19 protein-coding genes, 1 tRNA gene and 1 pseudogene are annotated in these 22,521 nt (G+C 49.0%); 15 read left to right on the forward strand and 6 right to left on the reverse strand.

Annotation, left to right across the window (positions count from 1 at the left end; genetic code table 11):
* From HMPREF9441_RS11235 to HMPREF9441_RS11250, 3 genes and pseudogenes are all read left to right on the forward strand, one after another.
* Positions 1-1,495 (forward strand): annotated as a pseudogene (locus HMPREF9441_RS11235) (hypothetical protein); the annotation flags it as partial.
* A gap of 346 nt (positions 1,496-1,841) precedes the next feature.
* On the forward strand, positions 1,842-2,495 hold the full coding sequence (locus tag HMPREF9441_RS11245) for a hypothetical protein (RefSeq protein WP_008621222.1): 654 nt from the start codon (positions 1,842-1,844) through the stop codon (positions 2,493-2,495).
* Positions 2,496-2,512: 17 nt separating this feature from the next.
* Positions 2,513-4,450 carry a transglutaminase domain-containing protein gene (locus HMPREF9441_RS11250; RefSeq protein WP_008621223.1) on the forward strand — a complete coding sequence of 646 codons (1,938 nt, stop codon included), beginning with the start codon at positions 2,513-2,515 and terminating at the stop codon, positions 4,448-4,450.
* A gap of 446 nt (positions 4,451-4,896) precedes the next feature.
* On the opposite strand, the gene HMPREF9441_RS11255 is transcribed toward HMPREF9441_RS11250, so the two are convergent.
* Positions 4,897-4,971 (reverse strand) — tRNA-Pro (locus HMPREF9441_RS11255).
* Positions 4,972-5,059: 88 nt separating this feature from the next.
* Between HMPREF9441_RS11255 and HMPREF9441_RS11260 the strand changes: the two genes are divergently transcribed.
* The 6 genes from HMPREF9441_RS11260 to tsaE are packed head-to-tail and all read left to right on the forward strand — an operon-like array spanning position 5,060 to position 12,496.
* Positions 5,060-6,307 carry a 3-phosphoshikimate 1-carboxyvinyltransferase gene (locus tag HMPREF9441_RS11260; RefSeq protein ID WP_008621225.1) on the forward strand — a complete coding sequence of 416 codons (1,248 nt, stop codon included), beginning with the start codon at positions 5,060-5,062 and terminating at the stop codon, positions 6,305-6,307.
* On the forward strand, positions 6,304-6,735 hold the full coding sequence (locus HMPREF9441_RS11265; protein WP_008621226.1) for a hypothetical protein: 432 nt from the start codon (positions 6,304-6,306) through the stop codon (positions 6,733-6,735). Before HMPREF9441_RS11260 ends, HMPREF9441_RS11265 begins: the two co-directional genes overlap by 4 nt.
* A complete protein-coding gene (locus HMPREF9441_RS11270; RefSeq protein ID WP_008621228.1) occupies positions 6,732-7,547 on the forward strand; it encodes a metal ABC transporter permease in 816 nt (271 codons plus the stop codon). Before HMPREF9441_RS11265 ends, HMPREF9441_RS11270 begins: the two co-directional genes overlap by 4 nt.
* A gap of 40 nt (positions 7,548-7,587) precedes the next feature.
* Entirely contained in the window at positions 7,588-10,497 is a 2,910-nt protein-coding gene (gene porW, locus HMPREF9441_RS11275) for a type IX secretion system periplasmic lipoprotein PorW/SprE (RefSeq protein WP_244949740.1), read from the forward strand.
* Positions 10,498-10,517: 20 nt separating this feature from the next.
* Positions 10,518-12,071 carry a T9SS response regulator signal transducer PorX gene (gene porX, locus HMPREF9441_RS11280; protein WP_039865255.1) on the forward strand — a complete coding sequence of 518 codons (1,554 nt, stop codon included), beginning with the start codon at positions 10,518-10,520 and terminating at the stop codon, positions 12,069-12,071.
* Between the two features lie 14 nt (positions 12,072-12,085).
* Positions 12,086-12,496, forward strand: coding sequence for a tRNA (adenosine(37)-N6)-threonylcarbamoyltransferase complex ATPase subunit type 1 TsaE (gene tsaE / locus HMPREF9441_RS11285; protein WP_008621235.1), 411 nt, complete (start codon positions 12,086-12,088; stop codon positions 12,494-12,496).
* Positions 12,497-13,012: 516 nt separating this feature from the next.
* Here tsaE and HMPREF9441_RS11290 read toward each other — a convergent pair.
* From HMPREF9441_RS11290 to dnaE, 3 genes are read right to left on the reverse strand one after another with little or no spacing between them, the layout of a single operon-like run.
* Positions 13,013-13,351, reverse strand: coding sequence for a hypothetical protein (locus HMPREF9441_RS11290; RefSeq protein WP_008621239.1), 339 nt, complete (start codon positions 13,349-13,351; stop codon positions 13,013-13,015).
* A gap of 11 nt (positions 13,352-13,362) precedes the next feature.
* Entirely contained in the window at positions 13,363-13,677 is a 315-nt protein-coding gene (gene trxA, locus HMPREF9441_RS11295; protein WP_008621241.1) for a thioredoxin, read from the reverse strand.
* Positions 13,678-13,719: 42 nt separating this feature from the next.
* Entirely contained in the window at positions 13,720-17,670 is a 3,951-nt protein-coding gene (dnaE, locus tag HMPREF9441_RS11300; RefSeq protein WP_008621243.1) for a DNA polymerase III subunit alpha, read from the reverse strand.
* Positions 17,671-17,860: 190 nt separating this feature from the next.
* On the opposite strand from dnaE, the gene HMPREF9441_RS11305 reads away from it, so the two are divergent.
* Genes HMPREF9441_RS11305 through HMPREF9441_RS11315 form a run of 3 tightly spaced genes read left to right on the forward strand, consistent with a single transcriptional unit; the run spans position 17,861 to position 19,588 of the window.
* On the forward strand, positions 17,861-18,547 hold the full coding sequence (locus tag HMPREF9441_RS11305; protein ID WP_008621244.1) for a phosphatidylserine decarboxylase family protein: 687 nt from the start codon (positions 17,861-17,863) through the stop codon (positions 18,545-18,547).
* An 11-nt stretch (positions 18,548-18,558) separates the two neighbouring features.
* Positions 18,559-19,272 carry a CDP-diacylglycerol--serine O-phosphatidyltransferase gene (gene pssA, locus HMPREF9441_RS11310; RefSeq protein ID WP_021981058.1) on the forward strand — a complete coding sequence of 238 codons (714 nt, stop codon included), beginning with the start codon at positions 18,559-18,561 and terminating at the stop codon, positions 19,270-19,272.
* A gap of 55 nt (positions 19,273-19,327) precedes the next feature.
* Complete coding sequence (locus HMPREF9441_RS11315; protein ID WP_021981059.1) at positions 19,328-19,588, forward strand: DUF4834 family protein; 261 nt, start codon at positions 19,328-19,330, stop codon at positions 19,586-19,588.
* A 7-nt stretch (positions 19,589-19,595) separates the two neighbouring features.
* Here HMPREF9441_RS11315 and HMPREF9441_RS11320 read toward each other — a convergent pair whose 3' ends face one another.
* Positions 19,596-20,030: a nucleoside deaminase gene (locus tag HMPREF9441_RS11320; RefSeq protein WP_008621248.1), complete on the reverse strand. Its 435-nt coding sequence runs from the start codon at positions 20,028-20,030 to the stop codon at positions 19,596-19,598.
* A gap of 94 nt (positions 20,031-20,124) precedes the next feature.
* Here HMPREF9441_RS11320 and HMPREF9441_RS11325 point away from each other — a divergent pair, with 94 nt between their 5' ends.
* From HMPREF9441_RS11325 to pyrH, 3 genes are read left to right on the forward strand one after another with little or no spacing between them, the layout of a single operon-like run.
* Entirely contained in the window at positions 20,125-20,493 is a 369-nt protein-coding gene (locus tag HMPREF9441_RS11325; protein WP_008621249.1) for a YraN family protein, read from the forward strand.
* 28 nt (positions 20,494-20,521) lie between these two features.
* Positions 20,522-21,322 (forward strand): biotin--[acetyl-CoA-carboxylase] ligase, encoded by an 801-nt coding sequence (locus HMPREF9441_RS11330; protein ID WP_008621250.1) that lies wholly within the window; start codon positions 20,522-20,524, stop codon positions 21,320-21,322.
* Between the two features lie 19 nt (positions 21,323-21,341).
* On the forward strand, positions 21,342-22,052 hold the full coding sequence (gene pyrH / locus HMPREF9441_RS11335) for a UMP kinase (RefSeq protein WP_008621251.1): 711 nt from the start codon (positions 21,342-21,344) through the stop codon (positions 22,050-22,052).
* 91 nt (positions 22,053-22,143) lie between these two features.
* Here pyrH and HMPREF9441_RS11340 read toward each other — a convergent pair whose 3' ends face one another.
* Positions 22,144-22,476 (reverse strand): DMT family transporter, encoded by a 333-nt coding sequence (locus HMPREF9441_RS11340; RefSeq protein WP_172634948.1) that lies wholly within the window; start codon positions 22,474-22,476, stop codon positions 22,144-22,146.
* Positions 22,477-22,521 lie beyond the last annotated feature (45 nt).

Below are 22,521 nucleotides of genomic sequence, written 5' to 3' on the forward strand. Positions count from 1 at the left end.
CGAATGGAAAGAGATGGCGGGAATTGAAGCCTTTTCATTACGGTTTCTGCCCGAAAAGTCACAGACTATAGAAGGACAGGTGAATCATACCTATTCATTATATAAAGACAATGATTTCGGAGAAAAAGCATGGATAACCTCATTAATGAGAAAAGATGCACATGACAACCAAAAAGAAGAAGTTAAACCCATTGATTTCTATACCACAGAAATATGCGCCTCTAAATTCAAAGGTAAAACACTACAGGACTTGTACGCTCCATCCATCTCAAAAATGAAGAAGGAAGTACATGTCATAGCTTCTTTCCTCCAAGGAGAAAGCACGCTTGAACTAATGCAGAAAACCCAACAAAGTACATTCTACATGGTTACCCCAAAATTTTATGAAGATTGCGTATTAAACCTCATGGCTTCTGATGCCAAAGACCCAGTAAGGGATGCCATAAAAAAACAGAGAAAGGGATTCATGGATGAAACAGAATATCCCGATTTTTACGTAAAGCTCAACCATTTCTATCCCAATTTCCCTAAACCGTACACATTTTACCAAGACAAAGAATATGAAACGAACTATCCTGACAGTCTATACACCGTTTCTGGCGTATTCAACGGGCGTAAACTTCCCACTGTAACCATTCGCAACAAACGAAATGGATTACGACGATTCAACAACAGCAAACCCACCATCATCATAGATGCTTATAAAGCTTTCAACCTCATAACCGACCATGGATTGAACGGAGGAAAACATGATTGGAGAACTTTCTCACAACAAATCGCTTTTAGTTTTGCGAATGACATGGGACAAGACAGACGGTACTCTATCAAAGAATGGTTTGACGGAATCCCATTAAAAATGAATCCAAATGAAAATACCAGGAATGACCAAGACTTCAACAGCCAAGAAGACTACGCCATTGTCAGTTCCAATAAATCGGGAATTCTCCTTTCTGATAAATATGAAGAACCGGAGCATGACGAAAAAAGTCCAACCCCAATAGGATCCAATTTCAGTATTTCCAAACAAAAGCTCAAGAAATACCGCCTGCTCCGTTACCTTGACAAAATCTATATCTACACCGATTATGCCCCTCGCGAACAAGGCAGTTGGAAGTATGCACAAGACAACCAGCCCGAAGTCATCATAGACTACCGCCTCTTCCCCAACGACGGATACCAAAGGACTTATCGGGACCGGCATTACGTCCTGCGAGGCTATGCCGTCTGCGAGGATTTCTACAGCCCCGATTACAGCCGGAAACCTCTGCCCGAAACCAAGGACTACCGACGTACACTACTCTGGATTCCGGAAGTCAAGTTCGATGAGAAAGGAGAAGCTACCGTACGGCTCTTCAACAACAGCAAACAGACCGTCATTTCCGTAGAAGCGGAAGGCATCACTGGGAAAGGAAGACCTATCGTATGGAAGTCTGACGTTTGTACAATGAGCAAAAGGAACAAAGATTACCTTTATAAAACTATAACGATTAAATAAAGACCATATGAAAAAAGATTTCAACCGTATTATATACTACTTTATGGGGATAATCATCCTTACCGCATATTCTTTAGAGGGAACCAACCTACACTCGGATTTCACTACCACATTAGTATCCTATATCATACTTATCTCTGCGTTATCCCAATTTTATGAATGGGGGTACGGCAAGAAGAATTACAAAAAGGAAGAAACTCCTAATAGCATAAAGTATATTGAACGTTCCGAACGCGTTACAGGTGTACTATTTTTGATATTATTCATATATAATGTGTTTTTCACTCAATGATACGAATAGAATATCTAAATAACAAATGGAATACTCCTTTAATCTTTTAAACACATGAATACTCAAATCAAACTTATCCTACGCGCCCTATTGCCATTACTGTTCATTGGAGCGAACAGAATAGGCCAGCACATAGCCCGCCCTCATTTCATCCCGGACGATGCCGCAGTAAGGGTAGAAGTATTGTTCCCCGCATTTTTGCTCTTCTTCTTCCCTATCATCCTGCTCATACACGGATGTATTTGTTATATAAACCAACGTCATAAGTTTAACCTGAAACGTCTGGCTTACGCTTTGGCCATCCTGTTCATTCTAATGTCCATTCCAACCCTTTTCCTTTCGGACAACCCATTATCTGCTAAAATATGGGAAGCATCGGAAAACCTTTTTGGCGCGGTAATACTTTGGCTGTACCTTTATGGGATGAACGCCACGAGACAGGTTAACGTCCCGGAATGGAATAGCAAATCCGGCGTGGCATGGTTCTGCATCAGCTTATGCCTCATCGTAGGAATTCTCATTTCGTCTTGCCTGTTTCATTATGGAGTCATAGGAAGCATGCCATTCAGATTGTACAGCCCGCTCATCCTGTCATACGGATGGTTCGGACTTATATGGCTTTTGCAAAACAAATGGATAAAAGCCGGGCTTTTAATTCTGGCCGTTTTCTCTTTCGTCTACATGTTCAACATGTCCACTATTCCATAACATTAAAATCAACTGCAATGAAAAACCTTCTTCTTTGCTGCCTTGCTGCAACCTTAGCCGTCTCCTCCTGCCAGAAAACGAGCATCAGGCAGACGCTGGAAAAAGCCGGTGAAAACCGCCGGGAACTGGAAACCGTATTGGAACATTACAAAAATGAGCCGCTCAAAGAGAAAGCCGCACGCTTCCTTCTGGAAAACATGGACGGGCATTTCGCCCACACCGGTGAAGCCGTCGACGTGTACGACAATTACATGGACAGTGTGTTCCGCCATTGCAACGGAGACCGTGTGTTCTGGATCATGAAATACGATACTATCTTGCAACGAACAGGCCTGGATTTGGAATTAAGCCAAGACGAACGCCTGTACGATGCCCAATCCGTCACGGCAGACTTCCTGACCGAACATATCGACAGTGCATTCACCGTATGGCAACAGAACTGGAACAAACAATACAGTTTCGAAATGTTCTGCCGCTATGTGCTGCCTTACCGTATCGGGAATGAAAAGACAAGTCTTTGGAGGAAGACATTCACCGTGCCTTCATGGGTGCGCGAAGCATACGCCCCCAACCAAGACAACTCCACCTATGCCTATGGCATGGCCAACGACATTCTGGGAGGCATGCGTTCCGTCATTTACTATCCTCCGCAATTCCTTCCCGACCTTCCCCTCACGGCACTCGAACATGTCAAGTCGGCTTCCTGCAAGGAATATGCACACCTGTGCGTGGCCGTACTGAGGGCGCATGGCCTGCCTGCCACCATCGACTTCACACCACAGTGGGGCAACCGCGGATTGGGGCATGAATGGTGCGTGTTCTTTCCCGACAACCATTCTTTCATCCCTTTCAATCCGGGGGAACGGCTCGGCGACCACTTCATGAAACGGAAGGAAGACCGGCTGACCAAAGTGTTCCGCCAAACCTACGAGAAACAGCCGGAATCGCTCTATATGCAGAATAAGGGGGAAGAGGAGATTCCCGACCTTTTCGACACACCTTATATCATGGATGTGACAAGGGAATACACGGCCACTTCCGATGTGGAAGTGGAGTTGTACGACGACGTTGAAAGCGGCAGGTTCGTCTACCTGTCCGTCTTCGACAACCAAGACTGGAGCATCGTGCATTGGGGTACGCGCCACGGACGGAAAGCCACCTTCCGGGACATGGCACGAAACGTAGTGTACATGCCCGTACATTATTCCGAAGAAAACGGCACGGTTCCGGCCGGAGACGCTTTCCTTTTAGACCCGCGAGGAAATATCCATAAAATGACAGCCGACACCACACAACGCACGACGGTGGAAGTGAAACGCAAATTCCGCGACGTACGTTCCAACCAATTCCTTCAGGGCGTAATCGGCGGGAAGTTCCAAGTGGCCAACCAGGAAGACTTCAGCGATTCGCTGACCATACATGTCATCCCGCACCTGAAGGACAACAAATTCCATGTCGTCCATCCCCGTTACATCGGCGAATACAGATATTTCCGTTACCTGTCGCCGGACTGGTCGAGGGGCAACATGGCCGAACTTTATACGTTCAATGCCGCCGGCGACACGCTGAAGCATAAACGGCTGATGGGCAACTTCCACGTACGTCCCTGGTGTGGGCCGGAAAACCTGTTCGACGGTAATGTCCTTTCCTTCTACGACTCCCACGACGTGTACGGCGTATGGTACGGATGGGAACTGGAACAGCCGGAAAACGTGGCACGTATCGTATTCCTGCCGCGTAACGATGACAACTTCATCCGCGAAGGCGAAGAATACGAATTGTTCTATTGGAACCACGGGACATGGATGTCATTAGGGCGCAAGACGGGGAATTTCGAGGCGGTATTGAAATACGACAACGTCCCGGCCCAGGCCTTGTTCCGCCTGCACAACCGTACCAAAGGCTCGGAAGAAAGAATCTTCACTTACGAAGACGGAAAGCAAATCTGGTGGTAACCCTTTGGGTATCTACACAGGGATTTTACAAAAAGATCCTTCATCTTTCAGGCTTCATGGTAATCCGTTCATAATATTGACGTTACAGACTGAAGGATGTTTCAGGCATCCTTCAGCCAAGCCTCATTTCGTTCGGCACAGAACGGAAAATCGTTCGCCTGAGATTGAAAAATCATTCGGCTGAGATTCGTTTTTCGTTCTCAGCCGAATGATTTTTCATTTGCCTCATGATGAAAATCCGCTTTCTGCAATGAAAGGAAACTGAAAGATGGCCTCCCTATTCTTCATCCCATAACAAACTATACGACAAAGCGTTGACATGTCGCCTGAAAGATGAAGGCTCTTTTCTGAAAAACCTTGGGAGGGAAAGCATGCGGGACGTGGAAGCTATAAACACATAAAAAAAGCATCCATAATCCTTGGATTACCGATGCCTTTATATTTTGTCGGGATGACTGGATTCGAACCAGCGACCACTCGCCCCCCAGACGAGTACTCTAACCGGACTGAGCTACATCCCGTTTGCGGGTGCAAAAGTAGAAATTGTTTTTGAATTCTCCAAATAAATTTCTACTTTTGTGCTGGTATAACCCACATTTTAGGCAAAACATGCAAATCAGACTTACCGCGCCGCTACACCTGCGGCATAAAACCATACTGCCGGCCAGCAAAAGCATCAGCAACCGGGCCCTCATCATCCATGCACTGGCCGGAGGAAAAGACTTGCCGAGAAATGTGTCGGACTGCGACGACACATTCGTTATGGTAAGGGCACTGACGCAAACCGACGACCCCATCGACATCATGGCGGCCGGTACGGCCATGCGTTTCCTTTCGGCTTACTGGTCTGTGAACGAGGGAACACATACCCTGACCGGTACAGCCCGGATGAAACAACGCCCCATCGGCATCTTGGTAAATGCCTTGCGGACACTGGGCGCACAAATAGAATATGTGGAAACGGAAGGTTATCCCCCCCTGCGTATTTCCGGCGGACTGCATGAGGGAGGCCGGCTCAGCCTGCCGGGAGACATGAGTTCCCAATACATTTCCGCTTTGCTGATGATCGGTCCGGTCCTAAGAAAGGGGTTGGAACTGGAACTGACCGGACAGGTCATTTCACGCCCCTACATCGACCTGACCCTGAAACTGATGAAAGACTTCGGTGCACAAGCGGAATGGACAGACGAACGACACATCAAGGTGGAACCGCAACCTTACCGTCCGACACCCTATTATATAGAAAACGACTGGAGCGCGGCATCCTACTGGTATGAAATGATGGCTCTGACGCCCGACAAAGACGCGGAAATCGTCCTGACCGGCCTGTTCGCAGACAGTGCCCAAGGAGATTCTGCCGTACACGACCTGTTCGAACCGATAGGCGTGCACACGGAATTCTTCTGCGACGACGACGGAATACCATGTGTCAGACTGACCAAACAACCCATCGCCACGGAACGCCTGGAGTATGATTTCGTCAACCAACCGGACTTGGCACAGACATTTGTAGTCACGTGTGCCATGTTGGGGCTCCCGTTCCGTTTCACGGGTCTGCAAAGCCTGAAAATCAAGGAAACCGACCGCATCTCCGCACTTATCCGCGAACTGGACAAACTGGGGTATCCCTTGCATGAAGCCTGCGGATCAGAACTATCTTGGGACGGGCAACGCACTGAAGTCCGGCCACATCCGGCCATCGACACCTACGAAGACCATCGCATGGCCATGGCGTTTGCACCTTGCTGTTTCGTCGTTCCCGAAATATATATCAATCATCCGCAAGTGGTCAGCAAATCTTATCCCCATTATTGGGACCACTTGAAAGAAGCGGGATTTGAAATTACGGCCTTATGATTATCATTTACATTCTTATAGCCCTTGCCGCCGCGGCCGTCATTGCTTTCGTGGCCGGCAGTTTGCGCAACCGCTCACTGAAAAAGAAACTGGCACAAGGCGAAATCAGCGAAATGCCGACCGTGGTACAACCGCCACAGGAATGTTGCGGACAGCACGAAGTATGCGAAAAAGAAAGCCTGCTGGCTGCCGTAAGCAAACAAATAGAGTATTACAACGATGAAGAACTCGACCGTTTCCGGGGAAAGGACGCTTCCGCGTATAGCGAGACGGAAACGGACGAGTTCAGAGATGTCCTCTACACGATGCGCGACGACGAAGTGGCCGGATGGGTACGCAGCCTGCAACTGCGCGGCGTTCCCCTACCCGACGCATTGAAAGACGAAGTATTCCTTATTATCGGAGAAAGGAGATTCGACCACGCATGAGCATCCTGTCTTACACTTTCTTCCAGAATGCCCTGTTGGGCAGTCTGTTGGCCAGTATCCTTTGCGGGCTGATAGGCACTTATATCGTTGCACGGAGGTTGGTCTTCATCAGCGGCGGCATCACCCATGCCTCGTTCGGCGGTATAGGTATCGGAGTTTACCTCGGATTTTCTCCCATACTCTCTGCAGCCGTGTTTTCCGTATTGTCCGCCTGCGGCATACAATGGTTCAGCCACCGCCGCGACATGCGCGAAGATTCGGCCATCGCCATTTTCTGGACTTTAGGCATGAGCATCGGCATCATTTGCAGTTTCTTGGCACCGGGCTTCACCCCGGAGCTGTCCTCCTATCTGTTCGGCAACATATTGACCGTGACACCCTTGGACCTTTATTTGTTAGGCACATTGGCACTCATCGCCATTGTGGCTTTCACATGTTTCCTTCGTCCGCTCGTTTCCATTGCTTTCGATGCCGAATTCGCCCGTTCGCAACACCTTCCAGTCATCACGGTGGAATATCTGATGATGGCCTTCATCGCACTGACTATTGTTGCCTGCCTGCGTATGGTGGGCATCGTGTTGGTCATCTCCCTACTGACCATCCCTCAAGTGACGGCCAATATTTTCACGCATAGTTTCAAACGTATGGCACTGCTCTCCATCGTGACAGGTTACAGCGGCTGTCTGGGCGGCCTTTACCTGTCGTACCATTACAATATACCGTCGGGCGCCTCCATCATTTTCGTCTCCATACTCATCTATTTGGTGTGCAAAGGAATTTCATGGTCGATTATTCGATGGAGAAGGCAATAAAATACATGTTTTTCAGTTATCTAACTGTGTAAAGAACGCATTGGGAAAAAGGATTCTACATATCATCACCTCCGGACTCGTCCTCCTGTCCGTCCTGACGGCGTGTTCCACGAAAAAGAACACGTCGGGCACTCGTTTTTACCATGCCATGACGGCACGGTTCAATACGTACTTTAACGGGTCGGAGGCCTTCAAAGAAGGAGTCCTCGAACAACAAAAAGGACATAAGGACAATTACACGACCTTATTGCCCATGTATGCCGTGCGAAATAAATCTACGGCAGCCATGGGAAAGTCCAACTTCGAGACCGCCATCGAAAAATGCGAGAAAGCCATCAAGCTGCACTCCATAAAGGCGCGACCGAAATCGAACGTCAACAAGCGGAAAACGGCCAAGGAAAAAGCGTATATGGCCCGTAAGGAGTTCAACCCATTCTTGCGGCACGCCTGGCTGCTCATGGGGAAAGCCCAATTCCAGCAGGGCAATTTCATCGAAGCGGCCTCCACGTTCAATTATATCAGCGGGCTGTATGCCGGACAACCTGAAATCGTGTCCGTGGCCCGGGCCTATCTGGCCCGTTGCTACGTAGAACTGGAATGGCCTTACGATGCCGAGGATGTCTTTCATAAAATACAACGTGACAGTATCGGAAGTGAAGGAAAACGGGAATTCAACGCTTCATACGCCGATTACCTCATCTTCGTGAAACAATATAAAGAGGCTATTCCTTATTTGCAAAAAGCCGTCAAGAAGGAAAAAAGCAAACTGCAACGTGCACGCCTGAACTTCCTGCTGGGACAGTTGTACCACGAAACGGGAAACAAAGCAGAAGCCTACAAGGCCTTGCGGCGTGTCATACGTGCCAATCCTCCATACGAATTGTCTTTCAACGCCCGTATCCTGCAAACCGAGGCCATGGCCAGCGGAAACCACAATAAAATGGTGAAGAAATTGCGACGCATGGCCAAGAACAAGAAAAACAAGGACTATCAGGACCAGATTTATTATGCCATCGGCAATATCTATCTGGCCAACCGGGATACCGCCCGGTGTATCGGGGCATACGAAACCGGTGCCAAAGAAAGTACACAGAACGGCATTGCCAAAGCCATGGTATTGTTGCGCCTGGGTGAGATTTATTGGGACAAGGAGGATTATATCAACGCACAACGCTGTTACGCCGAACTGGTCGGCATATTGGACAAAGAAAACGAAGCTTACAAAGAGGCGGAACGCCGCTCAGGCATCCTGACCGAACTGGAACCTCATTTGTCGGCCATCAAACTGCAAGACAGCCTGCAATGGTTGGCCAAGTTGCCCGAAAACGAACGTAACGAGGCCATCGACAAAGTCATCGAGGCCTTGAAGAAGCAAGAGAAAGAAGAAGCACGCAAGGCCATGCAGGCCGAAATGGCTGCCAATATGCCCAAAACTCCGACAGTCACACCCACCCTGCCTACGGGAAACCGCGGGGCGCAGGCGGGAGCTTCCGGACAAACCGGCACGTGGTATTTCTATAACCCGTCGGTCGTAGCCCAAGGCAAACGTCAGTTCCAACGTACGTGGGGCAAACGCCCGTTGGAAGACAACTGGCGGAGAAGCCATAAGAACGAGGACCGCACGGAAGATTTCGGAGAATATGACTACAGCGAAGAGAGCGACAGCCTGATGGCGGCACAAGCCGACAGCATCGCCTTGGCCGACAGCATTGCCGAAGCCCAGGAGCGTATGGCCGACTCATTGGCCAGCGACCCGCACAACCGGGAATATTACCTGCAACAAATCCCGTTCACGGAAGAGCAGTTGCAAGCCTCCAACGACATCCTGCGTGATGCGCTTTATCAAGCCGGCATCCTGGAAATGGAGAGACTGGAAAATTTCGGTTTGGCACGGCGTACCCTGTTGCGTCTTATCGAAACGTTCCCGGACGTAGCCGACAAAGACAACGTGTACTACCATCTATTCCTTATCAACGGCCGACTGAATGACATGGCCGAAGCCGAACAGTATAAACAGCGGCTCATCGAGGAGTTCCCAGACAGCCGGTATGCCATCATGCTGGCCAACCCCAAATACGAGCTTTACGCAAGGCAGGGCAAGCACATAGAGGATTCTCTGTATGCCGCCACATACGAAGCTTACGGCAAGAACGAATATGAGGAAGTGTTCCGCAATTATTCCATTTCGACTTCGGATTTCCCGGAGGGGGCACACCGCGCTAAATTCATGTTCATACAAGCCATGAGCCAACTGTACGGCGGAGAACGGGACAGCTTCTTGGTCACGTTGAAACAAGTCATCGAGAAATATCCGAAAGACGAAGTAACGGAAATTGCACAAAGCATCGTGAAAGGCATTCAGGAAGGCCGGTCGCTGACCGACGGGAAATACGCGGCAAGCGACATCTGGAGCCGGCGTTCGCTGACGGCTCTGCAAGACTCCACAGCCGAAGCGCAGCAATTAAGCGACGAACGCCTCAGCAACTTCGTATTCCTGTTGGCCTATCCGGAAAACAGTCTGGACGAGGACCAACTGTTATATGAGATGGCCCTGTATAATTTCACCAGTTTTATGGTACGCAATTTCGACATCGACATCGTGAAGGCCGACGGACTGGCACAAATGCGCGTCAGCGGTTTCCTCAACTATGACGAGGCACACGCTTACGCCCAAAAGCTGTATGCCGATCCGCACATGAGTGTCGTGCTTAAAAACATACGTTCTGTCATCATCTCCGAAAGCAACCTGAAGCTGCTGGGCACGGTCTTCAGTTTCGACGATTACAAGAAGTTCTACGATGAGAAGTTCGCACCGCTGCAAGTGCCGGAGGACCTGAGACTGGACGAACCTACTTCCATCGAAATCCGTACGCCGGACGACGAACCGCCTGCCGGAGACGAAGAATACGAAGAAGAGGAGGAAGACACGGACAGCGGTATTATTTTCTAACATACGAAACCATTACAATGATGAACAACGGTTTATTACTTTGGGTAGACGATGAAATAGAATTGCTGAAAGCGCATATTCTTTTTCTCGAAAAGAAAGGATACGAGGTAGAAACCGTATCCAACGGGCAGGATGCACTGGACAAGTGCAGCGAAACGACCTACGACCTGATTCTGCTGGACGAGAACATGCCCGGCCTGAGCGGGCTGGAAACCTTGTCGCGCATCAAGGAAATCACACCGGTCACGCCGGTGGTCATGGTGACGAAGAGCGAAGAGGAGAATATCATGGACCAGGCCATCGGTTCCAAAATTGCCGACTATCTCATCAAGCCCGTCAACCCCACGCAAATCCTCCTGACCCTGAAAAAGAACATCCATAAGAAAGAAATCGTCACGGAGGTGGCTCAAAACGCCTATCAACAAAACTTCGGCAAGATTGGCATGCAAATCAATGACTCATTGACGTTCGAGGACTGGAAAGAGGTGTACAAACGATTGGTATACTGGGAACTGGAGCTGTCCGAGACCGACAGCAACATGGACGAAATGCTGGGCATGCAGAAAACGGAAGCCAACCTGGCTTTTGCCAAATTCATACGCAAACACTACGAAGAGTGGATCACCCACCCCGAAGACCGCCCGCTGATGAGTCCGGATATCTTCAAAACCAAAATATTCCCCCTGCTGAACCAAGGGGAAAAGGTGTTTCTCATCGTTCTGGACAACTTCCGTTACGACCAATGGCGGACACTCAGTACGGAACTGGCGGATGCGTTCCTCATCGACGAAGATATTTATTGCAGCATCTTGCCCACGGCCACACAATATGCGCGCAACGCCATCTTTTCCGGTCTGATGCCGGACAAAATCGCCCAAATGTACCCGGACCTCTGGGTGGACGAAGACGAAGAAGAGGGCAAGAACCTGAACGAAGGGCCTCTCATCCAGACCCAATTGGACCGTTACCGCCGTAAGAATACATTCAGTTACCATAAAATCAATGATTCGACTACGGCCGATAAACTTATCGGCCAGTTCAAACAGTTGGAAAAATATGACTTGAACGTCATTGTGCTCAACTTTATCGACATGCTTTCCCATGCTCGTACGGAATCGAAAATGGTGCGTGAACTGGCTTCCAACGAGGCAGCCTATCGTAGCATCACCCAAAGCTGGTTCCGGCATTCTGCCGTGAAAGACCTATTCAAAGCCCTGGCCGCAAGCGACTACAAAATCATCGTCACGACCGACCACGGCAGTATCCGCGTGAAGTCACCGGTCAAAGTCATCGGGGACAAGAACACGAACACGAACTTGCGCTACAAACTGGGGAAGAATCTGAAATACAACCCCAAAGAAGTCTTTGAAATCAAAGACCCACGTAAAGTCCTGCTCCCGGCTCCCAACCTGAGTACGGCCTACATCTTTGCTTCGGGCGACAATTTCTTTGCCTATCCCAATAATTACAATTATTATGTGTCTTACTATCGCGACACATTCCAACACGGCGGCATCTCTATGGAGGAAATGCTCATACCGCTGATAACCCTGCAAAGCAAGAAACGAAATTAAAAACAAAAAGCTATATGGAGATTAGAATAGACTCTTTAGACCACATCCACGAGGCTGCCCGGGAATTCATCGCAGCCATGGGCGACAACACCGTCTTTGCCATGTACGGCAAGATGGGAGCCGGTAAGACCACCTTCACCAAAGCCGTATGCGAATGCCTCGGCGTGGAGGACGTCATCAACTCGCCCACCTTCGCCATCGTCAATGAATACCGTTCGGACAGCGGCGAACTGATTTACCATTTCGACTTCTACCGTATCAAAAAACTGGAAGAAGTATACGACATGGGCTACGAAGACTATTTTTACAGCGGTGCGCTTTGCTTCATCGAATGGCCGGAACTGGTGGAAGAACTTCTTCCGGGTAATACGGTGAAAGTAACCATCGAAGAAAACGAAGACGGTTCACGCACAGTGAGCTTCTAAAAGTTTGAAAAGTTCATAATAAAGGAAAAAATAATAGATATTTTCCTTTGAGTTATCAAAAAGAATGCCTATATTTGCAACATAGCAGAAAAGAACAAGAAACAGTAGTTCAATATTCTGTGAATGTTCTTTCATAAACCTTAATTATGCAAAAATATACTTTCTCATATCAATATGGGAAATGCCCCTGATGTAATAGGGCGTGGAAGTGATTCCGCGCCCTATTTTTATGCCTTCTTCAACCAAAGACATGACGCGCACTTGGAAAACAGGTATACCCATAACAAAACATCTCACCTTACCAAACCAAGAAGCAATCCTCTAATTTACAACTGAATACGAAACAAGAAAAAATCTCCGCAGAACGGAAAATCGTTCGGCTGAGATTGATTTTTCAATCGGCTGAGAAACGTTTTCAGTTCTGCGGAGGTTGATTTTCCAAATGGAGCAACGGTAGTTTTGTCTTACATTTTTTACAGAATCGAACCGCTGCCGTCATAAACTTATAAATCAGGATTAATCCTCCTCGCCGAAAGATTCCCCGTATTCCAACTCGCCCTGGACCACCCACAGGATATCTTCAGCCGCAAAGTCGCCCATCTTGTCTTTACGGGCCTGACTGATGACGTAATCCACTATTTTGTCCTGGTCGATTTCTATATAGCCGTCCTTGTCGGGCGCCGCATCCAGAATACCGCTATTGGCATAGTACTCCACGATGACATCCAAAAAGTAATAAAGCTCTTCGTCCGTAAACTTGTCTTTTACTTCTTGCGGCAAGTAATGTTTGATGAACTCCACCGTGCGTGCATCGTCCTCAGCATCTTGCAGGAGTTCCTGTTCCAAACTGTCCATAACTTATATCTTTAAAGGATGGCCTTCAGCTTTTCCTCGAAAGTACTCTTCGGAGCTGCACCGACTTGTTTGTCCACCACTTCACCGTTTTTAATGAAGATCACAGTAGGCACGTTGCGCACACCGAAACGCATGGCCAAGCCGTCGTTTTCCTCCACATCGCACTTGCCGATGACTGCTTGTTCCTTATATTCTTCTGCCAATGCCTCGATATCCGGTCCGATTTTCTTGCACGGGCCACACCATGTCGCCCAGAAATCTACCACCACAGGCTTACCTGAAGCCAACAACTCTTCAAAATTTGAATCTGTAATTGCTAATGCCATTGTATTATTCCTTTTAATCGTTTGTTATTACTGACAAATATACTAATTTATTTTATATGACAGGACGGGTTTGCTTTGAATATAAGAAATTAAATCCTTTTTAACTGACACTTTCGCCAACTTGGATTGCATCGTCAGGTTCATCTGTCCCAACGGGTCGAGAATGTGGAAATAAAGGTCGGTATTGCCGGGACACTCCTTCACGATGTCGGAAAGCGAAAGCACGATGTCCTCATCCAACGCATCCAGAGCCACGGATATCGTAATCCTTTCCACCAGAGTGTCTTTCACATCTGCCAGAAAATCAATGCGCCCGATACGGAAATCCAGTTTGGAAGGATCCCATTGCCGGGGCTGGCATTTAGCCGTAATATAGAGCGTATTCCCCACATCCATATATGAGCCCCATGTAGGCCAATCCTGTCCGAACAAAGCCAGCTCGTATGCTCCCGTGAAATCCTCCATCGTCACGATGCCATACGGCTTACCTGTCTTGGAGATACCCTTCCGTACGGCCGTGACCATGCCGCCCAGCGTGAGGTCCATATTGACAAACTGTTCCAAATCTTTCAAATCCGCCATGTGCACGTTGCACACATTTTGAAGTATGACGGCATAATCGTCCAACGGATGGGCGGACAGATAAATGCCGACCAAGTCGCGCTCCTTGTTCAAACGCTCCAACGAACTCCACGGTTCGGCCTGCGGCACTTCCGGCGTGGCGATTTCCACCATGTCCATATCCCCGAAAAGTGAATTCTGCACGGCATCCTTGTCGGTCTGGTAGCGCGAGCCGTAACGTGCCAACTGGTCGATAAAGCTTTCCCCTTTGGCATTCACGCCGAAATACTGTTCGCGGGTGATGCCGTCGAAACAATCGAAAGCCCCCGAAAGCACCAGGCTTTCCAGGTTATTCCGTTTCACGGCTCCGCTCGGCACACGTTGAATGAAGTCGAAAATGTTCTTATAAGGCCCGTGGGCTTCCCTTTCTTTCACGATGGCGTCCACAGCCGAATCGCCCAAGCCTTTGACGGCACCCAAGCCGAAACGGATGTTTCCGTCTACGTCCACACTGAACTTCCGGCGGCTGATGTTGACGTCCGGTCCCAAGGTATTGATACCGATACTTTTGCACTCGCTCATCAGCTTTGTGATGTCGGTAATGTTCGCCAAACTTCGACTCATTACGGCCGCCATATACTGGGCGGGGAAATTGGCTTTCAGGTAGGCCGTCTGATAGGCAACCCAAGAGTAGCACGTGGCATGGCTCTTATTGAACGCATACGAGGCAAACTTCTTCCAGTCCGCCCAAATCTTTTCCAGCACTTTCGGGTCGTGGCCATTCTTCTTTCCGCCCTCGATGAACTTGGGATACATGTGATTCAGCTTTTCTATCAGCTTCTTACCCATAGCCTTACGCAATGTATCGCTCTCGCCTCGCGTAAAATCGGCCAACTGACGGGACAGCAACATCACCTGCTCCTGATACACCGTGATACCGTATGTGTCTTTCAGATACTTCTCCATACACGGTATGTCGTATTCCACCGGTTTACGTCCTTGTTTACGGTCGATAAAGTCGGGTATATAGTCCATCGGTCCCGGACGGTAAAGCGCATTCATGGCAATAAGGTCCTCGAATGTGGAAGGCTGCAATTCGCGCAAATACTTCTGCATGCCGGGGGATTCGAACTGGAACGTCCCGATGGTGCGTCCGTCGCAATACAGACGATAGGTGGCCGGGTCCGTAATGTCCAATGCGTCCACGTCTATTTCCATCCCGAGACTGTCGTAGATGTTGGCCTGGCATTCCTTGATGATGGAAAGGGTCTTCAGCCCCAAAAAGTCCATCTTGATCAATCCCGTGTCTTCAATCACGGAACCTTCGTACTGCGTACAGCGGAGCTTCTCTCCCGTTTCCTTGTCCTCGGCTGTGCTGACCGGCACCCAATCGGACACGTCGTCACGACAGATGATTACACCGCAGGCATGCACGCCCGTGTTCCGCACATTACCCTCCAGCATCCGGGCATAACGGATGGTGTCGCGCAACAAAGGATTCGGCGATGCCTCGGCCTGTTGCAACTCCGGAATACACGAGATGGCATTCGGGAGATTCATTTTACGCGACTTGCCGTTTTCGTCGTCCGGCAACTTGTCCGGTATGAGCTTACACAATCCGTTGGAAATGTCCAACGGCAGCTTTTCCACCCGAGCCACATCCTTTATGGCCAGTTTCGTAGCCATCGTACCATAAGTAATAATATGCGCCACTTTCTCTTCACCGTATTTCTGCGTCACCCAACTCAAGACCTTTCCGCGTCCGTCATCGTCGAAATCCACGTCGATATCGGGCAATGAAATACGGTCGGGGTTCAGGAAACGTTCAAACAGCAAATCGTATTCAATGGGATCTATCTTCGTGATACCCAAACAATAAGCCACCGCAGAACCGGCAGCCGACCCACGTCCCGGCCCCACGGACACGTTCAACTCGTGACGTGCAGCATTGATATAATCTTGCACGATGAGGAAGTAACCGGGGAAACCCATCGTCTTCATCACGTGCAACTCGAAGTTGATACGTTCCCGTACATGTTCCGGCAGCGGGTCGCCATAAAGCTTGGCCGCCCCGATATAGGTCAGTTCAGCCAGATAATCGGCTTCCAACTTCAAACGGTAAAGCTTGTCACAGCCACCCAGTTTCTTCACTTTCTGTTCGGCGTCCTCGCGGCTGAGCACCACGTTGCCGTTTTCGTCGCGGGTAAACTCTTCAAACAAGTCCTCATCGGTATATTTCTTCCGATAGCCTTCTTCGGTTCCAAATTCTTCCGGAATGGCAAAGTTCGGCATAATCGGCGCATGGTCGATGCTGTAAAACTCCACTTGGTCGCAAATGTCGCAAGTGTTGGCCAATGCCTCCGGCACGTCTGCAAACACTTCGTTCATTTCCGCCCGCGTCTTGAACCATTCCTGTTTGGAATAAAGCATACGTTTCGGGTCGTCCAAATCACGGTTGGTGCTCAAGCAGATCAAACGGTCGTGTGCTTCGGCATCCTCCTGTTCCACAAAATGGCAGTCGTTCGTACAGACCAACTTCACGTCATATTTACGGGCCAGTTCTATTAATTGCGCATTGGCTCGTTGCTGCAACGGGAAAGTCTCACGGTTGGCCCGTTGGTTCGGATCTTTCACCTCATGGCGCTGAAGTTCCAGATAATAGTTGTCTCCAAACACGCGTTTGTACCACTGCACCGCTTCTTCAGCCCCTTCAAGGTCGCCCGACAGTATTTTCCGGGGAACTTCACCGGCTATACAAGCCGAACAGACAATCAAACCTTCACTGTGTGCCTCCAATTCAAAGCGGTCCGTACGCGGACGCACATAAAAACCGTCTGTCCACGACTTGGAGACCAATTTGACCAAGTTATGATACCCCATTTCGTTTTTAGCCAACACGATTAAATGATACCGCCGGCCGTCCTTCTCTTTTTCCATCTGATCCAGACGACGAGGCGCCACATACATTTCACAACCGAATATCGGTTTGAACAAACGTTTCCGAGCCGCCACCAACTCCACGCGAGCCGTGGCCAACTGGTCGGCAATCGGAGGAAACTCCGGTTGCGCCTCCGGCACGAAATTCGCCTCAGCCGGTATCGGCTCGTCATTCGCTTCTGCCCGCCTTCTCAGTTCATCGGCTTCTTTCTGCTTCTTTTTCTGCCCGTCCACCCATTCTTTCAGGGCCGCATCCTCACCGTTCTCCAACAAAGCGATACGCTTCTTCCACATTTTGATGTCCGCATTCGTACCGCTGTTCTTTTTGGTCGTATAATTAAAAAACTCCTTGATGGCCATCATGTTACCATGATCGGTGATGGCCATTCCGCGCATACCGTCTTTCATCGCCTTGTCAACCAAGCGCGACACGCTGGCCTGACCGTCGAGGATGGAATATTGAGTATGCACATGAAGATGTACGAAATCCTGCATAATAGTTACAATTTGGTAAAACAGAAATTACGGGCTAAAGTTACGCCACATTGAGGAAACCAACAAAATAAACCTTCGTTTTTTAACATAAAAGACTTTTTAGGGGTCGGCCTTTGAAAAAGAAAGTAGGGAATTTTGCATTTTAACGGAATATAGCTACCTTTGTCCGCTAATACAAGGGGAAAACTCCATGGGACGCAAATTGAATAAATTAAAAAAAATCAGAATACATCGGGAAGGAACGCACACGCTCATCGCGGGTGCAGGGGTGTTGTTGCTGTTCAACGCCTGCCTTTACTATGCTTTTGAATGCAAGCTCCCGTTCTATATTTCTGCAACCGTATGCACGGTCATCTACCTTATCGTAGTCAATTTCTTCCGATGCCCGGTCAGACGTTTCGAAGGGGACACGGAAAACGTTGTCGTAGCTCCGGCCGACGGTAAAATCGTCGTGATAGAAGAGGTGGACGAAAATGAATATTTCCATGACCGCCGACTGATGGTTTCCATATTCATGAGCTTGACCAACGTACATGCCAACTGGATTCCGGTGGACGGAACCGTAAGGCTGGTGGAACACCATGACGGAAACTTTCATAAGGCTTGGCTGCCGAAGGCCAGCATTGAGAATGAACGTTCCACTATCGTCATCGAAACACCGGACGGGGTCTTCATCATGGCCCGGCAGATTGCCGGTGCCATGGCTCGACGCATCGTGACATACGCCCGCGAAGACGAAGACTGTTATATCGACGAACACATGGGATTCATCAAGTTCGGTTCCAGAGTAGACCTTTTCCTTCCGGTCGGGACCAAAGTCAACGTCAAATTGGGGCAAAAGACGGTGGGTAACGAAACTATCATCGCCAAATTATAATAAAATGTTATATGGCAAATATCATCATACGACAGATTCCCAACAGCATTACTTGCTGCAACCTGATTTCCGGCTGTATGGCTACGGGTGCAGCTTTCTACGGTAATTACAGTTGGGCGTTTCTGCTCATTGTCATAGGAGCCGTATTCGATTTCTTCGACGGGATGTCGGCTCGCGTGCTGAAAGTATCCTCCCCCATAGGAAAGGAATTGGATTCGTTGGCAGATGTAGTGACCTTTGGAGTAGCCCCTTCGGCCATGATATTCCATCTGTTCCATCGGGTGGTCTACCCCGACTTCATGGAACCGCTACGCGACGTGATGCCCTATACGGCTTTCCTTATGGCGGCTTTTTCGGCTTTGCGATTAGCCAAATTCAATATAGACACGCGGCAAACATCGTCTTTCATCGGCGTACCTACCCCGGCCAACACCTTGTTTTGGGCTTCGCTGATTGTGGGCAATTACGGTTTTTTGGTTTCAGAAAAGTTCAATGCTTTCTTCCTTTTCATGTTCATGTTGCTATCCTGTTTCCTTTTGGTAGCGGAGATTCCCATGTTCGCCCTCAAATTCAAGAACCTTTCCTGGCAAGACAATAAAATTAAGTTTATTTTTATCTTGACTTGTATTCCCATGATTATCTTTCTGGGGTTCAGTTGTTTTGCAGCCATCATCGCATGGTATGTCATTCTTTCCGTCCTGACTTCGCGACAGAAAACACACTGATTTTGGCATGGTTCTTGTTTATAAGTCCGGCAACAAAGCATAAAAAATTATATTTATGACAGGTCCTTTCGGATGTTTATTCGGTTTACTTTTTGCCTTTTTGGCCTTCCTACTCATTATGGTTCTTAATATAGCCAGAAGAGTACGGAACATCATGTCTTCATTTTCTCCCAAGAACCATAAACAACAGTCTTCATCCGGTAATCCCCACGGACAAACCACGTCGCAAAATCATTCTCAATCCTCGTCCCACGGTTCGCACAAAATATTCGACGACAACGAAGGGGAATATGTGGACTACGAGGAAATCAAATAAAAGGAACCTAACGTTTCCCCTTAAAGAAATCTTTCAGCAAAGCCATGGACTCGTCCGCCATCACACCACTCACCACTTCCGTTCGCGGATGTATGGCTTGCGGTGCAAACATCCTGTATCCTCTTTTTTCATCCGTTGCCCCGTAGACCAGGCGTTTCACTTGTGCCCATCCGATGGCCCCCGCACACATCACACACGGTTCCAGGGTTACGTAAAGCGTACATTCGTTCAAATACTTTCCGCCTAAAGCATTGGCAGCCGCCGTAATCACCTGCATCTCGGCATGGGCCGTCACATCCGTCAACGTTTCCGTCAGATTATGTGCACGTGCCAGAATACGGTCGCCGCAAACGACTACGGCTCCTACCGGTATTTCATCCTCTTCATAAGCACGCCGCGCCTCTTCCAGCGCTTTTTTCATGTAAAAAGCATCAGTTGCCATATCTTCACAATTTAGTACATGCAAAAGTAAGATTTCTGCAAGGATTCACCAATATTTTTAATAAATTTGCAACACGGGAATCCAACAAATCGATATGGCCGCGCACAATGAACTGGGAAAAGAGGGAGAACTACTGGCTGCAAATCATCTGCAATCAGAAGGTTATGTCATCCGACACCGGAACTGGAGGTGCGGACACAAGGAATTGGACATCGTGGCCGAAAAAGACGGCACGCTGGTCTTCGTGGAAGTAAAAACCAGAAAAGACGTTTTATTCGGACTCCCCGAAGACGCCGTCACAAACGGGAAAATACGACGCATTGTCAGTTCGGCCGATGCCTACTTGCGCAAATACGCCATCGACCTTCCGGTACGCTTCGACCTTATCACCATCGTAACGGGAGAAAACGGGCTTCCCCGGCTAAGGCATATAGAGGACGCCTTTTACCCGCCGCTATACTGACCTGCAACACGATTAGAATATTTTGAATATGACGCATTCACTTTACATATTGGACGATTCGCCATGGTTTGAATGGATACGACTCCACTCGACAGACTCCACCATCGATTTCCTGAAACACTATCGTCCTGTGTCTCCGAAAGACATGATTCTGGTCACGGCAGACTTCCAGACTGCCGGACGCGGACAAGCCGGCAACTCTTGGGAGTCGGAAGCCGGTAAGAATCTTTTGTTCGGCCTGCTCTTCCATCCCCGCGAAGTGGAAGCCAACCGACAGTTCATCCTGTCCCAGGCCGTGGCACTGTCTATCTGCGAAACGTTGTCCGACTACGCCGAAGACATCCGCATCAAATGGCCGAACGACATCTACTGGAAGGACCGGAAAATCTGCGGCATGCTCATCGAAAACACCTTGGTAGGACGATGTATCGAGAATTGCATCATAGGAGCCGGCATCAATATAAACCAACAAACGTTCTGTAGCGATGCCCCCAATCCGGTCTCGCTCCGGCAAATCACGGGAAAAGAACAAGAACCGGTATTCATCTTAGCCGACACCATCAAACGCTTCAAGGACTATTATCGGAAAATCCAACAAGGCCAAACGGAGGACATCGTCCGTAACTACCGGGAACGGCTTTACCGGCACAACGGTTTTCATCTTTACCAAGACGCGGACGGCGTTTTCGAAGCTGAAATCCACGACGTGGAACCCACCGGGCATCTGGTCCTGGCAGACAGGGACGGCGTTACACGAAGATATGCCTTCAAGGAAGTAAGCCACCTGATACCGTCGGACACAGCCCTGTCCGCCCCATTCGTACTTTAACCCACCAAAATACTTTATTATGGCTAAATTCAAAAGAATACTCCTCAAACTGAGCGGCGAGAGCCTCATGGGAGAACAACGTTACGGCATCGACGAAAAGCGTCTGGCCGAATATGCGGAACAAATCAAAGAAGTGCACGACATGGGCGTGCAAATCGGCATCGTCATCGGCGGCGGCAACATATTCCGCGGCCTGAGTGGTGCAGGAAAGGGATTCGACCGTGTCAAAGGCGACCAAATGGGCATGTGCGCCACGGTCATCAATTCGCTCGGACTGAGCAGCGCTCTGGGAGCCATCGGTGTAAAAAGCCGCGTGCTGACCGCCATCCGCATGGAGCCTATCGGCGAGTTTTACAGCAAATGGAAAGCCATCGAGTGCATGGAAGCCGGAGAAGTGGTTATCATGAGCGCCGGTACGGGCAACCCTTATTTCACGACCGACACGGGTTCCTCGTTGCGCGGCATTGAAATCGAAGCCGACGTGATGCTTAAAGGGACGCGTGTGGACGGCGTGTACACGGCCGACCCGGAAAAAGACCCCACGGCCACGAAGTTCAGTGAAATCACATACGATGAAATCTACCACAAAGGCCTGAAAGTAATGGACCTCACCGCAACTACGATGTGCAAGGAAAACCATCTGCCCATCTACGTTTTCAACATGGACGTGTACGGCAACCTGAAAAAAGTAATGGAAGGAGAAAACATCGGGACTTTGGTACACAACTGATTCCATATCCGCCTCGGAACGACCGACAAATAAAACGCAATGCCCGTCATGTCGCACACATGACGGGCATTTTATATTCCAATAACGGCAATCAGTGGGATACAGAATCCGAGAACACGTTAATCACCACCACGCCGGCAATAATCAAAGCCAGCCCCAACACGGCCGGCCAGTCAAGATGCTGTTTGAACACCGTGAAACCGATGACGGCTATCAGCACGATTCCCACGCCCGACCAAATGGCGTATGCAATGCCCACCGGAATGTGTTTCAGCACCAAACTAAGACAATAAAAAGCCGCCGCATACCCGGCTACCGTCACCACCGAAGGCCAAAACTTCGTGAACTGCTCGCTTTGTTTCAGAAAAGAAGTCGCCACTGTTTCAAAAACAATAGCCATCAACAATACCAAATAACTCTTCAGCATATCCCTCTCTTTTTAGAATGAAACTACAAAGATAGGTTTTTA

The organism is Paraprevotella clara YIT 11840, assembly GCF_000233955.1.
GTDB lineage: Bacteria > Bacteroidota > Bacteroidia > Bacteroidales > Bacteroidaceae > Paraprevotella > Paraprevotella clara.

What these genes read in the sequence shown, in the direction of transcription:
- porX (WP_039865255.1), top strand. Translation starts at nt 10,518, where the DNA reads ATGAACAACGGTTTATTACTTTGGGTAGACGATGAAATAGAATTGCTG.
- HMPREF9441_RS11315 (WP_021981059.1), top strand. Translation starts at nt 19,328, where the DNA reads ATGACAGGTCCTTTCGGATGTTTATTCGGTTTACTTTTTGCCTTTTTG.
- pyrH (WP_008621251.1), top strand. Translation starts at nt 21,342, where the DNA reads ATGGCTAAATTCAAAAGAATACTCCTCAAACTGAGCGGCGAGAGCCTC.
- HMPREF9441_RS11270 (WP_008621228.1), top strand. Translation starts at nt 6,732, where the DNA reads ATGAGCATCCTGTCTTACACTTTCTTCCAGAATGCCCTGTTGGGCAGT.
- dnaE (WP_008621243.1), bottom strand. Translation starts at nt 17,670, where the DNA reads ATGCAGGATTTCGTACATCTTCATGTGCATACTCAATATTCCATCCTC.
- HMPREF9441_RS11250 (WP_008621223.1), top strand. Translation starts at nt 2,513, where the DNA reads ATGAAAAACCTTCTTCTTTGCTGCCTTGCTGCAACCTTAGCCGTCTCC.
- HMPREF9441_RS11320 (WP_008621248.1), bottom strand. Translation starts at nt 20,030, where the DNA reads ATGGCAACTGATGCTTTTTACATGAAAAAAGCGCTGGAAGAGGCGCGG.
- pssA (WP_021981058.1), top strand. Translation starts at nt 18,559, where the DNA reads ATGGCAAATATCATCATACGACAGATTCCCAACAGCATTACTTGCTGC.
- HMPREF9441_RS11325 (WP_008621249.1), top strand. Translation starts at nt 20,125, where the DNA reads ATGGCCGCGCACAATGAACTGGGAAAAGAGGGAGAACTACTGGCTGCA.
- tsaE (WP_008621235.1), top strand. Translation starts at nt 12,086, where the DNA reads ATGGAGATTAGAATAGACTCTTTAGACCACATCCACGAGGCTGCCCGG.
- HMPREF9441_RS11245 (WP_008621222.1), top strand. Translation starts at nt 1,842, where the DNA reads ATGAATACTCAAATCAAACTTATCCTACGCGCCCTATTGCCATTACTG.
- HMPREF9441_RS11265 (WP_008621226.1), top strand. Translation starts at nt 6,304, where the DNA reads ATGATTATCATTTACATTCTTATAGCCCTTGCCGCCGCGGCCGTCATT.
- HMPREF9441_RS11330 (WP_008621250.1), top strand. Translation starts at nt 20,522, where the DNA reads ATGACGCATTCACTTTACATATTGGACGATTCGCCATGGTTTGAATGG.
- HMPREF9441_RS11260 (WP_008621225.1), top strand. Translation starts at nt 5,060, where the DNA reads ATGCAAATCAGACTTACCGCGCCGCTACACCTGCGGCATAAAACCATA.
- trxA (WP_008621241.1), bottom strand. Translation starts at nt 13,677, where the DNA reads ATGGCATTAGCAATTACAGATTCAAATTTTGAAGAGTTGTTGGCTTCA.
- HMPREF9441_RS11305 (WP_008621244.1), top strand. Translation starts at nt 17,861, where the DNA reads ATGGGACGCAAATTGAATAAATTAAAAAAAATCAGAATACATCGGGAA.
- HMPREF9441_RS11290 (WP_008621239.1), bottom strand. Translation starts at nt 13,351, where the DNA reads ATGGACAGTTTGGAACAGGAACTCCTGCAAGATGCTGAGGACGATGCA.